General features: G+C 63.3%; 7 protein-coding genes. 6 read left to right on the forward strand and 1 reads right to left on the reverse strand.

Annotated features, from left to right (window positions below; all coding sequences use genetic code 11):
• The first annotated feature begins 5 nt into the window (after positions 1 to 5).
• The 5 genes from V7M64_RS17020 (at position 6) to V7M64_RS17040 (ending at position 14,749) form a co-directional block, all read left to right on the forward strand.
• Complete coding sequence (locus V7M64_RS17020; RefSeq protein WP_333680733.1) at positions 6 to 8,306, forward strand: beta-1,3-glucanase family protein; 8,301 nt, start codon at positions 6 to 8, stop codon at positions 8,304 to 8,306.
• Positions 8,307 to 8,863: 557 nt separating this feature from the next.
• The gene (locus V7M64_RS17025) at positions 8,864 to 9,502 is read left to right on the forward strand and encodes a carboxypeptidase regulatory-like domain-containing protein (protein WP_333680735.1); all 639 of its coding nucleotides are present in this window, start codon (positions 8,864 to 8,866) and stop codon (positions 9,500 to 9,502) included.
• Positions 9,503 to 9,505: 3 nt separating this feature from the next.
• Positions 9,506 to 11,851: an EAL domain-containing protein gene (locus V7M64_RS17030; RefSeq protein WP_333680737.1), complete on the forward strand. Its 2,346-nt coding sequence runs from the start codon at positions 9,506 to 9,508 to the stop codon at positions 11,849 to 11,851.
• The gene (locus tag V7M64_RS17035; protein ID WP_333680739.1) at positions 11,848 to 13,077 is read left to right on the forward strand and encodes a hypothetical protein; all 1,230 of its coding nucleotides are present in this window, start codon (positions 11,848 to 11,850) and stop codon (positions 13,075 to 13,077) included. The genes V7M64_RS17030 and V7M64_RS17035 overlap by 4 nt, the downstream gene beginning before the upstream one ends.
• 277 nt (positions 13,078 to 13,354) lie before the next feature.
• Positions 13,355 to 14,749, forward strand: coding sequence for a serine hydrolase (locus V7M64_RS17040; protein WP_333680741.1), 1,395 nt, complete (start codon positions 13,355 to 13,357; stop codon positions 14,747 to 14,749).
• Here the strand turns inward: V7M64_RS17040 and V7M64_RS17045 are convergent.
• Entirely contained in the window at positions 14,742 to 15,872 is a 1,131-nt protein-coding gene (locus tag V7M64_RS17045; protein WP_333680743.1) for an AraC family transcriptional regulator, read from the reverse strand. The genes V7M64_RS17040 and V7M64_RS17045 overlap by 8 nt on opposite strands.
• Before the next feature lie 239 nt (positions 15,873 to 16,111).
• On the opposite strand from V7M64_RS17045, the gene V7M64_RS17050 reads away from it, so the two are divergent.
• A complete protein-coding gene (locus tag V7M64_RS17050; RefSeq protein WP_333680745.1) occupies positions 16,112 to 16,537 on the forward strand; it encodes a hypothetical protein in 426 nt (141 codons plus the stop codon).
• Positions 16,538 to 16,605: the final 68 nt, after the last annotated feature.

Genomic DNA, 16,605 nt, shown 5'->3' on the forward strand with positions numbered 1-16,605 from the left:
CGACAGTGGAACTGCATCGTTACGGTAGTTGGGAATGCGCGGCTTGGACGCGCAAAGCGCGGACGCTGGTCGGCATGTTGCTGGTGCTGCTGGCTTCGCTGGGCGCCGGTTACGCGGCAGCCCAGCAAGTGGAGCCGACACTGCCCAGTTCGCAGCGGCAGACGATCAACCTTGCGGCTGGCATTCCCCAGTACATCGGGGATGCCAGCTCGACATCGGATGCGCCGCAAAGCAACTGGTGGTTCGAAAACTCGAACAATTCCACGGCCTATGCAACGCCGGCATTCAACGAAAGCGCCGACACCACCGGCAACTGGATGCAGGTTGGGCTGCCCTATGACGCCAATATCCCGCGCACCTTCATCAACCAGACGTCCGGTGGCGGGCAGGGCTCGCTGACCGGCAACTTCAACTGGTATCGCCTGCATTTCAAGGTGGACGCGAGCTACGCCGGGAAGAAATTCCTGCTGAAGCTGGAAGGCTCGCATACCGGCGTGCAGGTCTTTATCAACGGCACGCTGCTGCCGGGTATCAGCGCGGTGGCGGCCGATGCGCAGGCGACGCACGTCGTGGGTTTCGTGCCGGTGATCGTCGACCTGACGCCGTACGTCACGGCCGATGGCAAGACGGACAATGTCATCGCCATCGATGTGTCGCGCGGCGCGCCTTGGTATGAGCAACCCAACTTCTCCGGCGCGTTCCGTTTCGGCCAGGCGATGGCGGGCCTGTTCCGCAACGTGAAGCTGTACGTCACCAACCCCATCCATATTCCGCCGAACGTCTATTCGAACCAGAAGACCTGGGGCACCTACGTCGGCACCGTCTCTGAGGTTCCCGCGGCGCAAGGCACCGCCACTGCGGCTTCGGCGGTCGTCGACGTGCAAACCAACGTGGTGAATGAAACCTCCACGGCGCAACAGGTGACGCTGACCACGCAGATCGTGGATGCCAAGGGCCATGTCGTGGTGACCGCGCCGCCGGTGACGCAGACGGTGCCGGCGATGACGGCCAGCACGTTCCCGTCCGGCGCCACGCCGATGTTCGACCAGAAGATCACGATACCCAATCCCACCTTGTGGTATCCGAACAACGCGACGTGCGGCACGCCCGCAGTGCTGTGCGGTTCGCCGTATCTGTACAAGGTCTATCACATCGTCAGCGTCAACGGCGTGGTGGTCGACGCCACGCAGGACACGCTCGGCATCCGCACGATCGCGTGGGATGCGAACTTTCCGTATTTCAACGGCCATGCCGTCTACATGTGGGGTGGCTCGGGCCGCTACGACTATCCGGGACTCGGCTCCTCGGTGCCTGACGAACAAGTGTGGCGCGACATGGCGCAATTGGCTGCGCAAGGCGGCAACGTCTATCGCCCGGGCCACTCGACCAGCAGCGAAGAACTGGTGGCTGCCGCGGACGCCTACGGCATCATGATCGACCAGCCCAGCGGCGATGGCGAAGGCTATTGGAACGCCAGCTCCAATCCGAGCGCCGACGACCAGCAGCTGAAGCAGGAATTGCATCGCGACATGATCATCCGCGATCGCAGCCATCCGTCCATTCTCGATTGGGAGCGCGACAACGGCGGCATGAATACGACGCTCGCCACGGAACTTGGCACCATCGAGACGACCTGGGACAACATCAACCCGCGCGAAAGCGCCGACCGCACGTTCGGCCCGTCGTTCGGCTACATCGACGAGTGCGACGGCGCCGGTTGCGAAGCCGGCAACAAGCAGCAGAACCCGAACAATCCGGCGTTCGGCGCCGAGTATTGGGACAACATGGGTACCGGCCGCGGCCTGGCTTACGACTACGAGCTGGCCTTTGCCGCGCCGTACCTGGACGACTGGCGCAAGGGCAGGGCCGCCAATACCTTCGGCATGGCGCAGTGGTATTTCGCCGAATCGCCGGGTGAAGTGAGCCTGTGGGCGGAGTACCAGGACCAGCCGAACATGGTGAACTTCGTGCGTTCGCTCGGTTATTCCGATACCGACGCGAATCGTTTCCCGCGCCTGCTTTACTACATCTACCAGGCCAACTGGATACCGTACACGGTGCAGCCGGTGGTGCATCTGGCGCATCACTGGAATCGCGCGTACGAGTACACCACGGGCACGCCGATCCAAGAAAACGCCTTCAGCAACTGCCCGTCGGTGCGCCTGCTGATCAACGGGCAACCGAACGACCCGGTCACCGGCGCCTTGCTGGCCGACCAGGTGCCCAACCCGTGGAACATCAACTCCAGCAGCAACCTCTCGCAGAACACCACGGTGATGCCAGGGCAGGTGCACTGGATGGTGAACTGGGCGCCGGGCACGGTGACGGCGCAGTGCCTGGATGCCAACGGCAATCCGGTGGCGGGCGTCAGCGATACGCGCACCACGGCCGGTGCGGAAGCAAAGATCGTGCTGAGCGTGGTGCCGGATCTGACCAAGCCGGACGGTTCGGCGTTCCAGTGGACGGCGAACGGTTCGGATGCGGCGTTCGTCGTTGCCGAAGTGGAAGACGCCAACGGCAACCTGGTGCCGACGGCGGCGGACAACGTCACGTTCTCGGTGACGGGGCCGGCGACGTACATGGGCGGCACGCAGCAGCTGGTGGCCGATCCCTCGTGGACCAGCTACTACCAGGATGCGTATTCGCAAGCGCACAGCACGGTGATCCAGGGCGTGCCGTATGCGTTCTTCCATTCGCCCGGCGATCCGGAACTGAACTTCGAAGGCGGCTTGCAGAAGATCGCCTTGCGCAGCACGTTTACGCCCGGCACCGTCACCGTGACGGCGAGCGCGCCGGGCTTGCAAAGCAGCAGCGTGACGTTGAGCTCGGTCGCGCCGGTTGCGCCGGCGCAAACGCAGGCGCCGGTGATCATCGTGCCGCCGGTGGACGAAGCGACCACGTCCGGCTTTCCGGCGACGTTCACCGTCGTGGCCTCGGGCTCGGGCACGCTGAGCTATCAGTGGTCCGACAGGAACGGCCCGATCAAGGGCGCAACCAGTGCGACGTACACGACGCCCGCGACGACCGACGCCGACAACGGCGACACCTTCACGGTGACGATTGCCAGCAACAACGGCACGGTGTCGTCCACGCCGGTGACGCTGAGCGTCGATGCGCCGGCCAACGTGGTGATTACCACGCAGCCGGTATCGCAAGCGGTGGTGGATGGCCAGTCGGCCACGCTGGCGGTGGCGGCGACCGGTTCGCCCAAGATCACTTACCAGTGGTACCAGCTGGGCTCCGGTGCCATTGCCGGCGCAACCGGCGCCTCCTACACCACGCCCATCTTCACGGCGGCTGGCAGCGAAACGTTCTATGTCGTGGTGACCAACGATCTCGGCTCGGTGCAGTCGTCCAACGCCGTGGTGACGGTCGATGCGGCAACGCCGGTGTCCTTCAGCACGCAACCGGCGAGCACCATCGTGCCGGTGAACGAGCCGGTGCAATTCACGGCGGTGGTGGCCGGTTCCGCGCCGTACACCTATCAATGGCAGTTCACGCCGCCGGGCGGTTCGCCGACCATCCTTACCAGCGGCACGCAGCAGTCGAGCACGCTCACGTATACGATTCCTGCGGTAAGCGTGGCGAACGTGGGCGCGTACACGGTGACCGTGACCAATGCTGCGGGCACAGCCGCCATCAGCAACGCGGCGAACATCACGCTGGCGCCTCCCGGCGTGAATCTGGCCTTGAACGCCACCGCGACGTCCAGCAGTTCGCAGAACCCATGCAACGACGCCACCACCACGCCGCCTTACTCGGGCACCAATTGCCTGGGTGCGGAGAATGCGGTCGACGGCAATCTTGCCTCGCGCTGGGGTTCGGCAACGGCCGGTGCGCCGCCGACACCTGCGGTGCCTGGCGTCGATCCATCGTGGCTGCAAGTGGACCTGGGTTCGACGCAACCGTTCAACACGGTGGTGATCAACTGGGAGAACGCATACGCCACGCAGTACCAGATTCTCTACAGCAACGGCGACCCCAACGATCCGAGTTCCTGGAAGACTGCATACAGCACCACCACTGGTGCGGGTGGCACGGAAACGCTCAGCTTCCCGACGGTGGCTGCACGCTACGTACGCTTGAACGGCACGCAGCGCGCCACGCAATACGGTTATTCGGTGTATGAGTTCCAGGTCTACAACGTGCCGCAATGCGGCGGCGCGTCGGAGCGCTATACCGTCAATGCATCCAACGCCAGCCTGGTGAAGGACAACCTCACCGGCCTCACCTGGACGCGCACCGTGAAGACGGATACCACGCCCGGTGCGCAGTTCACCGGAGACAGCGCGCAGACCTATTGCGCGGGCATCAACATGCGCGTGCCCACGCAATCGGAAGCGCAGACCATCAGCGGCGTGAACAATGCGACGTGCGCGTTCTCCGGCACGTGGAGCACGTGGACGTCGACGGTGGATCCGAACGATTCCAGCAAGACCGCCGTGGAGAATTTCGACGGCACCTCCGCGTACCAGGTCACCAACAACTACCCGGGTGCAACGCTGTGCGCCTCCGGTACGGATGCCGGTGCGGCACCCACGATCACCACACAACCTGCCAATCAAGCTGCAACGCTTGGACAGCCGGCCACCTTCAGTGTGACGGCGACCGGACTTGGCACCTTGAGCTACCAGTGGTCCAGGAACGGCACCGCTATTCCTGGCGCAACCGCTTCCAGCTACACCACGCCCGCTACCGTGGCCGCCGACAATGGCGCGGTGTTCAGCGTGTCAGTGGGTGATGTGTTCGGCACCGTCAACAGCAATGCCGCCACACTTGCCGTGCAGCAGAACAGCTGCACCGCCGCGCCGAGTGCACCGGGAACGCTGGCCGCCACGGCAAATGGTTCTAGCCAGGTGAACCTGGCGTGGGGTGCAAGCACGGCAGGCAGCGCCTGCACCGTCAGCTACAACGTGTATCGCAGTGCCACCGCCGGCTTTGCGCCATCCGCGGCAACCCAGATCGCCACGACGTCCGGTACTACCTACGCGGACGCCAGCGTGGCTGCAGCGGCGACGTACTACTACATCGTTGAAGCCACGGATGCGGCAGGTGCTTCGGCGGCCTCCAACACCGCCACCGCAACGACGTCCGTTTCCACTTGCACCAGCAACTGCACCAGTCCGGATGCGATTGCGATCAGCGCAGGCGGCCCCGGTGCCGGTTATTTCGCTGCCGATGAAGATTTCACCGGCGGTACGGCTTCGGGCAGCAATGCGGCGGTCAACATCAACGGCGTAAGCAACCCTGCGCCGCAATCGGTGTACCAGCATCAGCGCTTCGGCAACTTCAGCTATACGCTGCCGGGGCTCACGGCGGGCACCAGCTACGTGGTGCGCCTGCATTTCGCCGAGACCTATTGGACACAAGCAGGGCAGCGCGTGTTCAACGCCAGCATCAACGGCACGCAGGTGTTGACCAACTTCGATGTGCTAGCGGCGGCCGGCGGGCAGGACATTGCCGTGGTCGAGCAGTTTGCGGCCACCGCGAACGCACAGGGCCAGATCGTGATTCAGTTCAGCACGGTCAAGGACAACGCCGAAGTCAGCGGTATCGAAGTCGAAAACGCGACGGCAATCAATACGCCGCCCAATGCACCGTCGAACCTGTCGGCAACGGTGGCGTCTTCCAGCCAGGTCAACTTGAGCTGGACGCCGTCGCAGACCTCCGGCGTGACGTATTCGGTGTTCCGCAACGGCACGGCAGTGGCGCAGAACCTGTCTGCCAGCACCTATAACGACAGCGGTTTGACCTCGTCGACCACGTACTCCTACACGGTCGTGGCGGTCGATTCGGTGGGTACGTCGATGGCTTCCAACACGGCTACGGCCACCACGTCCGATGTGGATTGCGTAACCGGCTGCGGTTCGGATGTGCTGGCGATCAGTGCCGGCGGTACGGCTGCCGGTGATTACGTTGCCGATGAAGATTTCACCGGCGGCGCGGCATCCGGCACGGGTTCGACCATCAATCTCGCCGGTGTGAGCAATCCTGCGCCGCAGTCGGTCTACCAGCACCAGCGCGTCGGCAATAACTTCAGCTACACGTTGCCTGGCCTGACCGCCGGCGCCAGCTACACGGTGCGCCTGCACTTCGCCGAGTTCTACTGGACCAAGGCCGGGCAGCGCGTGTTCAACGTCAGCATCAACGGCACGCAGGTGTTGAGCAACTTCGACATCGTGGCGACCGCCGGTGGGCAGGACATCGCCGTGGTCGAGCCCTTCACGGCAACCGCGAATGCGCAGGGCCAGATCGTGTTGCAGTTCACCACCGTCACGGACAATGCCGAGATCAACGGCATCGAAGTGATCGCGCCGCCGCCCGGTGCACCCGGTAGTGTCATCGCGACGGCGGTATCCACCAGCCAGATCAATCTCAGCTGGACGGGCTCGTCGGCATCCGGCGTGGTGTACGACATCTTCCGCAGCACCACGGCCGGCTTTACGCCATCGAGTGCCAACCTGGTCGCCACCGCGAGCGGCACCAGCTATTCCGACACCGGGCTGGCGAACAACACCACTTACTACTACGTGGTGGAGGCATCCAACGCCACCGGTACTTCCGCACCGGCCGCGCAAGCCAGTGCCGTGACGCAGGCAATTCCACTGGCGCCGACCAACCTGACGGCGACAGCGGCGTCATCCAGCGAGATCGACTTGAGCTGGACGGCGTCGGCGGCATCCGGTGTCACGTACACCGTTACCCGCAACGGTACGGTCGTGGCGAGTGGCTTGACGGCTACCGTTTTCAACGACACCGGTTTGGCAGCATCGACCGCGTACAGCTACGCCGTCGACGCGGTCAACGCGGCCGGTGCGTCGCCGGCTGATTCCGCCACGGCGACCACCTTGGCATCGGTCACGGTATCCGCGCCGGCCATCAGCACATCGCCCGTCAATCAAAGCGTGACGATCGGGCGCACGGCCACGTTCTCGGTAGCGGCAAGCGGCGGCTCGCTGGCTTACCAGTGGTACAGGAACAACACCGCCATCCCCGGCGCTACCAGTGCGAGCTACACCACGCCGGGAACCACGTATGCGGACAACGCCGCCAGCTTTACCGTGACGGTGAGCAACGCTACAGGCTCGGTGACATCGCCGGGAGCGACCTTGAGCGTCAACCTGGCCCCGAGCTACACGGTTGTGCCGGGCTACATCGTCACCGACCTCAACAACAACACCAACGGCGCGTGGGCCGATAGCCAGATCTATATCGAGATTCTCGGCAACGATCCGGCGACGGGGGCGCTGTCATGGGTCAACTACGATGGCACCATCACGGCGGCCCAGGTCGCGGACAACACCGCGGCCAATGCAGTGGCCGGTCCGGACGGAAAAACCTATCCCAACTATGCATTCACGCTGGCGCAGGCCAAGCATGAGCTGAAGCTGCCGCCGATCACCTCCGGCCGCATCTACATCTCCTTGGGCAGTCCGCTGTACATGCCGATCATGGCCGGCGCAAACGGCGGCAATAACGGCTACGCCGGGCCGAATCCGCAGAACAACACCGATCCGAACATCAACGTTCACTACGATTGGTATGAGTTCAACTACGCGGCCAATGGCGGGATCTTCATCAACACCACCCAGGTGAACCAGTTCGGCTTGCCGCTGCTGCTGGATGTGTGGGGCGCCAATGAGACCTACCACATGCAGGTGGGCATCAATGAATCGATCGCCAATCTCGACCAGGAGTACATCAGCCAGACGCCGCCCGCGTTCCACACGCCTACGCCGAACAGCCTGCGCATCCTGTCGCCTGCGGAAACCACGTTCAATGCGGGCGGCGCCAACGGCAATTATTTCGACGGCATCATAGCCAGCGCATGGTCGCAGTACGCCAGCTCGCCGGCGATCATCACCGTCAACGGGCGCCAGTTCAGCGGCAAGGCTTCCGGCTCGACCTTGACCTTTACCGAGATCAATCCGGCCGCCGCCAACGTCGGTGAGACCTTCGTGGTGCAACAGCCGTCCACGCAGGACGTGCTGCTATGCGCGGGCACGATGGCTTCCGGCGTGGCGGGAAGTTCGCCGCAGCAGCAGGATGAAAACGCCATCCAGCTGCAGCTGGAAAACCAGATTTGTTCGGCGACCAATCGTGGCGTGCTGTTGAATACGGCGAACTGGACGAATGCTTCGGCTTACTACCCATCCTCATCGCCCGCCAACTTCTACTCCTGGTTCTGGCATCAGCACTCGGTGAGCGGGTTGGCTTACGGTTTCTCGTATGACGACAACAACGACCAGAGCACCACGGTGACCACCCAGCAACCGGAGCACATGGCGTTTGGTATCGGTTGGTAAGCAGCCGGGAAATGTAGGTTGGGCGAGGCAAAGCCGAAGCCCAACGTGGCCTGCAGGTGCCAGGGATGTTGGGGATAGGTTTTTGGCCTATGTGTTCCTCCCCGTCATTCCGGCGTAGGCCCACTACTGTCCGGCATGTATTTTGCGCTGCTTCGCAGGCAGTCCACACGGCCGTCATTCCCGCGAAAGCGGGAATCCATTTTGCTCTGATGCATCCTTAAAATGGATTCCCGCTTTCGCGGGAATGACGGCCATAGAGCTTCTGGCACTTTTCGAGTTGCGGCATCGACAGACGACGCTAAGTGCTTGTGATCCATCATGTCGCCATGGATTCGCAAAACGCATGCCGGACAGCAGTGAGCTTTCGCTGGAATGACGAGCTGATGGCACTGAATTTCCATGGAAAATTTTCGATGCAGGGTGCTATGCCCGCGCATTTCTGAAGAACTTCATTTTCCCCGGACAGCAGTGGGCCTCCGCCGGAATGACGAGCGGGTGGCTAAATCATCTTGACGTAGTATCCTCGGCCCCATCCCGACCAGGGGAGGGATCTGTCGATGGGCCAGTGGCGTGCGCGACTGCTTTGCCTGCTCGCCTCGGGCGTTGCGATGGCTGCGCATGCCGGAACGCTGGCGGTGAAAACCACCGACAGCCACGGCCATCCCGTCAGCGATGCGGTCGTGACCATCGACCGCCCGCAAGCGCTGGCCGCAGCAAGCACGCACTACATCGACCAGAAGAACGAGACCTTCCTTCCCTATGTGGACGTGATGCACCCTGGCGACAGCGTGGTGTTCCGCAACAGCGACAACACGCGCCACCACGTTTACTCGTTCTCGCCGATCGGTGCGTTCCAGTTCATCCTGAGTCCCGGGGAAAGCTCCTCGCCGGTGGTGTTGAGCCGCACCGGTACCATCGCACTTGGCTGCAACATCCACGACCACATGATCGCCTACCTGGTGGTGACCGCCGACCAGGCGCAGGTCACCGACCGCCAGGGCCAGGCGCGTTTCGATCATCTGCCGGCCGGCCGTTACACCGTGATGGTCTGGCATCCGCAGTTATGGCCGGGGCATCCGCACGTGAGCGCGACGGTCGACGTCCCGGCCGACGGCGCGGCGCCCGAACTTCCATTTACATTGCGCTTGATGCCGGACCCGCGCAGTTTCGTCGACCGCGAACACCTGGATTACTAGCGCATGCGCACGGTCATCGGCTTTCGCCTTCGCCTTGCGCTGTTCTTCGTAGGCATGCTGGTGGCGGTGCAGCTGATCACGGGCGCGATCGTCTACGGCGTGACGCGCCATGCCCTGGTGGTGGATGGCGAGCGTCAGCTCGCCGCCAGTGCCAAGGCGTTCACCGCGCAGATGGATGACGTTTCCGCGCGCATTGCCGGCAACGTGGGTGTGATGGCGTTGGACTTTGCGTTGCGCCAGGCCATTGCCGAAGGCGATCGCGGCACGGTGCTGTCGGTCTTGCATAACCACGGGCGCCGCGTCGGCGCCTCGCGCATGCAACTGATCAACCTCGACGGCACTATTGTTGCGGATACCGCCGATGCGCATGCGGACGGCAAGTCCTTTGCCTTTCCCGAATTGATCCAGCGGGCCTTCTATCAGCAAACCGCGGTGATGGCGGCCGTGCAAGGGCATGTGTATTGGATCGTCGTGGTGCCCATCTATGCGCCGCAGCCGGTGGGCCTGATCGTGGTGTACGTGCAGGTAGACGACGAATTGCTCGCACACATGCAGGAGCTGAGCAACTTGCGTCGCGACGTGGCGCTGGAAGTGCAATGGGCGCCGTCGCAATGGCAGGCGGTGGCGCAAGGCGATCGCTCCACGCCGTTCGCGCGCGGCCTGGAACATGCCACGGGCGAGTTTCCCACCGAGCCAGGTTTGCGCCGTATCGCGCAGAGCGACTACATCGTGCTGGCGCAACCGTTGCAGCACCCGTACCACAGCCCGGCGGTGGCGGTCGTGTTCGGTTATTCGCTGGATGATGCCTTGCGCCCTTATCACCATCTTGCCGTGGCATGGCTGGCCTTGCTGGCGCTCGGGCTTGCCGCCGGTCTGCTGGGTGTGTGGTTGATTGCGCGCAACGTGTCGCGGCCGGTGGAATGGCTGGCCACCGTCGCCAAGCGCATCGAAGATGGCGATTACCGCGTGCCGCCGCGCTTGCCCCGCCGTGACGAGATCGGTGCGCTGGCCAACGCCATCAGCACCATGGCGGCTGCGGTGCAACAGCGCGAGGAACGCATTTCACACCAGGCCACGCACGATGCCGTGACGGGCCTGTCGAACCGCGTGGCGATCGAAGCGGAGATCACGCGCGACATGGAAACTGGCGTGCTGCGCGGCAGCTTGTTGATGATCGGGCTGACGCGCGTGCCGGACATCATCAAGACCATGGGGCACGGACTGTGCGATCGCTTGATGCGCGATGCCGGCGAACGCATCCAGCGCGTGGTCGACGGCGCGCAGGTGGCGCGCGCCACCGACAGCAACTTCGTCGCGTGGCTGGCCGGCGTCGGCCGCGACGACGCGGTGCAAGCGGCGATGCGCATTCTCGACGCGCTTGCCATGCCGTACACAGAACCAGACATAAGCATCGACATGGTGCCGGCGATCGGCATCGCCATCTATCCGGAGCATGCGGCCGAAGCCGTTGCGCTGCTGCGTTATGCCGAAACGGCACAGTTCGCGGCGGCCGGTTCGTCCCGGGCGTGGGCGTTTTACCAGGCAGCCATCGATCCGCATCGGCCCGAGCGGCTTTCGCTGATGGGCGAGTTGCGCGAAGCGTTGCTGCGCGGACAACTGGAGCTGCATTACCAGCCCAAGCTCGCACTCGCCACGCATCGCCTGGACGGTGCCGAAGCGCTGGTACGCTGGCAGCATCCGCTGCGCGGAGCGATACCGCCCGATGTGTTTATCGGCATGGCCGAAGACACCGGCAATATCCAGCGTTTGACGCGCTGGGCGCTGGAAGCGGCCATCACGCAGGCCAGCCAGTGGCAGGCGCAAGGCATGCCGTTGCGCGTGGCGGTGAACCTTTCCGCTCGCGACCTGGGCGATGCGGACTTGCCGCGTTACATCCTCGGCCTGGTGGCGATGCACCGGTTGCCACCACAACAGCTGACGCTGGAAATCACCGAACGCGCCGTGATCGGCGAATTCGAATCGGCCTCACGCGTGCTAGAGCAACTGGCGGCACACGGGTTTCATATCGCCATCGACGATTTCGGGGTAGGGCAGTCGTCGTTGTCGTACTTGCATTCGTTGCCGGTGGACGAATTGAAGATCGACCAGAGCTTCATCAAGCCGCTGATCGACGATCCGAATGACCGCATCATCGTGCGTTCGATCGTGCAACTCAGCCATGAGCTGGGTTATCAAGTCACCGCCGAAGGCGTGGAAGACGAGGCGACGCTCGATTACCTGGCCTCGATCGGTTGCGATCACGCTCAAGGCTACTTCGTTGCGAAACCGATGCACGCCGAGGCGCTTACTCGTTTGATTACCGCCCAGGGCCATAACAGCCACGCATGAAAAACCACCGACTGTGCTTGATCGTCGCGGTATGGGGTGTCGCCATGCGCGTGCATGCGCAGGACTTCGTGTTGCACGCCTACGCCGACGAGCGTTTGGTGGCGGCGCCAGACGACACCAGCTGGACGCGCGGCGGTTATGGAAAAACGCGCTACGGCGGCAACCAGACACAGCTTCACTTCGGCGGCGCGGCGGTGTATGGCGCAGCGCAAATCACGCCGGAGCTGCTTGCCTTGGCGCAGCTGCAATACCAGGCCAGCGGCCACAGCGGCTTCAGCCTGCTGGAAGGCTGGATGCGCTATCGCCCCGTATCCACCACGCCATGGCGCTGGTCCGTGCGCGCTGGGGCTTTTTTCCCGCCGGTGTCGATGGAGAACGACGGTGTCGGCTGGACCAGTCCATGGACGTTGAGCTCATCGGCCATCAACACCTGGGTAGGCGAAGAGCTGCGCGCGGTCGGCGGCGAGTTTGTGCTGGAACGCCGCGGCGAGATCAACAGTTGGGATCTGCGCGCATCGCTGTTTCGCCGCGACGACCCGGCCGGCACCGTGCTGGCCGAGCGCGGGTGGTCGATCGGCGATTTGGTATCCGGCATCGGCAGCCGCTTGCGCGAGCCCGATGCGGCGGTGCGCGACGAGGGCGGCACGCCACCGCGTTATTACGATCCTTTCCGCACCATCGGCGCCTCGCACTGGGGCGACTACGTGGCCCTCAGCTGGCATGCTCCGAGTGAAACGCGCGTGAGCCTGCTGCATTACGACAATCACGCCGATCCGGGCGCATCCGCGCCCTATGCCGGTGGCGATGAACAATCCGCCTGGCGTACCCGTTTCTGGAGCCTGGGCGCGCGCACCGATACCGGCGCCGTCACCTGGATCGCCCAGGCGATGGATGGCGATACCACCGTCGAACCCTTGGAGGGCCGGTACCGGCGTACGCATTACCGCGCGGCATTCGTGCTGGTCGGCTGGAACCGCGGCGCCTGGCGGCCCGCCGTGCGACTCGAGCACTTCAATACGCGCAAGCCTCCCGGCGATCCCGACGGGCAGCAGGGCGAGCATGGCAATGCGGTGACGGCGGCGCTCAACTGGCGGCCACGCGATTACCTGCGCCTGACGGCGGAATTGCTGCACATCGACAGCACCTCCACGCTGCCGGTTGAATACGGGTTGCCGGGGCACGTGGTCGATACGCAAGTGCAGTTGAGCATGCGGGTGCTGTATTGATGGCAATGGCAACTAACGCCGCATATTGGTTGCCCGATCCCAAGCACAGGGACGATGACGGCTATCGGTAGGTTCGCGACGGCACTGGCACTCCCAAACGCGTCCGCCACTTGCCGGCGACTCTGTATGTAGGCCGGATGAGCGCACGCAAAACCACGCGTGTCCGGTGCGTCGGGCGTCCGGAATGGCCGTACAGCCGTACGAATCCGCCGGACAGGACGAATGGACGGTTCGGACTCCGCATCCTGCGGCCTTTCCTCCCTGGAGCCCAAGCCCCATGAAGTCCGCCCGATACGCACTCTTGAGCCTGTTCGTACTGATCTTCGCCGGTGCTGTGTTCGTCTGGCTCAACCGCGAGGCGTTGCACGTCGGCGCCGCCTCGGTCAGCCAATCGTTGTGCGCCGCTACCTTCGTCTCGCACGTCGATCCCGGCCGCGTTTTTGAAGAGGAGCAGCGGCCGCTGTTGGGCGGCATTGCCTGGGCAGCGCACTACGCCATCGATCGAGCGCAGCACGAGGTGCACAGCAGCATCCTGGGCGTGTTCCGTGCCCGCTCGATCTATCGCGAGGGCTTGGGTTGCACGCTTGTGCTCGGCGATGGTCCGCCACCGGCCGGTACTCTCAGCGAACAGGCCGTGCCGGACGGCTTCGGCCCAAACGTCGTCAACCCCACCGACCCCGCGCTGCGCGCCGCGCTCGACCAGGCGTTCGCCGAGCCGGATCCGGCACATCCTCGCCAGACCAAGGCCATCGTGGTGCTGCATGACGGCCAGTTGATCGCCGAGCGCTATGCCAGCGGCTACGGTCCGGAAACGCCGATCTGGGCGCATTCGGTAACCAAGTCGGTCACGCAGGCATTGATCGGCATTCTCGTGCGCCAGGGCAGGGTGCGACTGGACCAGCCTGCACCGATCGCCGCCTGGGCCTCGCCATCCGATCCGCATCACGCGGTTACGGTCGACCAGCTGATCCGCATGGATAGCGGACTGCCCTTTGACGAAACCGATGGTCCGGTCAATCTCGCCACCCACATGTGGTTTCGCGAAACCGATACGGCGGCCTACGCAGGCAGCGTGCCGCTTGCGCATGCGCCGGGCACCACGTGGGCGTACGGCAATCTCAGCTATGCATTGCTGTCGAAACTGATCGGCAATGCCAGCGGCGATACGGCGGTGGGTGCGGAGACATTCGTGCGCGATGCGTTGTTCGCGCCGCTGGGCATGAACCACTCGGTGATCGAGACGGATCAAAGCGGAACCTTGCTCGGTTCCGGTTTCATGTACGCTTCCGCGCGCGACCTTGCACGTTTCGGCCAGCTTTACCTGGACGATGGCGTGGCGAACGGCAAGCGCATTCTGCCGGAAGGCTGGGCCGCTTATGCCCACTCGCAAACGCTGGATACCGGCTACGGCGCCGGTTTCTGGACCAACCTGGTGAATACCGGCAGCGTGCCGGTGTGGGATGCGCCATGGGGCATACCGCAGTTGCCGAAAGACATGTATTACGCACGCGGCGCGTTTGGCCAGTACGTGATCATCGTGCCTTCCGAGCACTTGGTGGTGGTGCGGATGGGCTTGAGCGTGCACAACGTTGGCACCGGCATCGGCGATGCCACGGCTGCCATCATCGCGGCGTTGCATCGCCCGGCACCCGGCGGGTTTGCCATCAGGTGACCGGCGTGGCTGCTGCGTGTTGCCGGCGATAATTGCTGGGCGTATCTCCCAGTTCGCGTTTGAAGGCGGCGTTGAACGTTGATTTGGAAGTGAAACCGCACGCATACGCCAGATCGAGAATGGTGCGCGACTCGGCAGGATCCGCCAGCCGCGCGCGCACCGCCTCCACGCGCAGGCGATTGACGTAATCGCAGAAGCTGCCGCCCAGGCGCCGATTGATCACCGCCGACACCAGGTATTCCGGATAGCCGCTGCGCTTGGCCACCTGGCCGATGGTCAACGCCGGCTCGAAATAGAGTGGGGCGTCGCCACTCATCAGTTGCGACAGGCGCGCTTCGACTTCGCCAAAGCGCGCCGTGTCGATCGTGCTGGTCGCCTCTTGTTCGCCCTGCGCGCGCTCGTCTTGCACGGCAGACATCAGGGGCGCTGCCTGCACCGGCGGCTGCCCCAGGCTGAACCAGCCCACCATCCACACCCACGCCGCCACCAGGCCGAACAACAGTCCGTAATTCAAGACCGGCAGATAGGTCATCGCCTGCACGATGGCCACGCTCCAGATGGCAATCTGAAATGCGGCCATCGCGTCAATCCAGCGCAACGACAAGCGATCCGCATCCGACCGCTGCTCGCGCAGCCGGCGACGATAGCGATGCAATAGCCGCAGCGCCGCCATCACATAAGAGAGGCTGTAGAGAAACAGCGGCCCATCGAACCAGGCACCCACGGCGCGCTCACCGGCAATCCAGCGTGCCGACAACGCTTGCAGCTGATCGTGGCTGGCGAGGAGAACATAGCCATTGAGCACCAGCATGATGAGGAAACCCGCCAGATGCACCACGTCACGGGGTTTGAATGCGCGTTCCTCAACCAACGCGCGTACATACAGATAGAACAAGCTGCCGTACAGAAACGGAAACAGCGCCACGAAGCGATAAGCGCGGAACCACTCCGGCGACAGGAGATGCCAGTACAGCGCTTTCACCGCCAGATCGATACCGGTGAGGGCTACCCAGATAGCCAACAGATGATTGGCGGCATGATTGGCCGGCCGCCGCCAAAGCGCCGTGGCCAGCAAGGCGGCTTGCACGGCGCCAGCAATGTAGATGAAGGTCCAGAAGGTCATGGGAAAGCCAACGAACAAGGGCATCACCAAGGGTAGGGTGGGTTGGGTAAGAGAAGCGTAACCCAACGTACCTGCAATTGAAGCGCCGTTGCCAGCTTTGCTGCGCAAGGTGCAAGGCGGACCAGGCAAAAGCGCGGCCCCCAAGGTCGTACCGATGCAGCCTTCATGCGAAGCGGGCGATATACTGCGCAAGCAATCCGGCCAGCCCCCTAATTCCAATTGTTGAGGCTTGATGACCCATGCGGTCAGTTCGCTTCCCAAAGAAAACCGTGCACCGCTGCTTTGGGCGGCTGTTTCAAATCGTACTGGCTATTTTCACCGTCATATTGCTTTGCCATCCCACGCTTCATGTATTGGCGCCGCTGCTCGACTTGATCGGATCAGTAGGCTTGGACGGCTTGCTCTTGATCTTGGAAGTGCAACTTCTGGCGTGGTCCATCCCAATTCTTCGCCACCGCATTGTTCCTGTAGTCACCCAGTACTGGAACCGTCATGTTGTGCCGCGCCTTGGTCTACAGCCAAGTGACAACGTATTTTTCGACGCCACGCTTGGGCTCTTTCATTTTCTGCTGCTTCGCGGCGGCGCGCCTGGTTTGGCGATCTACTTTTTTTATATTGCCTTTGCTTGCCACTTCAGTGTTCATGTTCACATGGCACTAACTTAAGGCAACACTGATCAAGTATCGCCGTCGTCATGATGTCTGGAAGGCTCGCAGGGTGTGTTGCGTGGCGC

The sequence above is a fragment of the Dyella sp. genome, assembly GCF_036746095.1.
Lineage (GTDB): Bacteria > Pseudomonadota > Gammaproteobacteria > Xanthomonadales > Rhodanobacteraceae > Dyella_B.

Bases quoted from the DNA above. Each gene is read 5' to 3' on its own strand.
- V7M64_RS17045 (WP_333680743.1), bottom strand. From the start codon at position 15,872: ATGACCTTCTGGACCTTCATCTACATTGCTGGCGCCGTGCAAGCCGCC.
- V7M64_RS17025 (WP_333680735.1), top strand. From the start codon at position 8,864: ATGGGCCAGTGGCGTGCGCGACTGCTTTGCCTGCTCGCCTCGGGCGTT.
- V7M64_RS17050 (WP_333680745.1), top strand. From the start codon at position 16,112: ATGCGGTCAGTTCGCTTCCCAAAGAAAACCGTGCACCGCTGCTTTGGG.
- V7M64_RS17035 (WP_333680739.1), top strand. From the start codon at position 11,848: ATGAAAAACCACCGACTGTGCTTGATCGTCGCGGTATGGGGTGTCGCC.
- V7M64_RS17040 (WP_333680741.1), top strand. From the start codon at position 13,355: ATGAAGTCCGCCCGATACGCACTCTTGAGCCTGTTCGTACTGATCTTC.
- V7M64_RS17030 (WP_333680737.1), top strand. From the start codon at position 9,506: ATGCGCACGGTCATCGGCTTTCGCCTTCGCCTTGCGCTGTTCTTCGTA.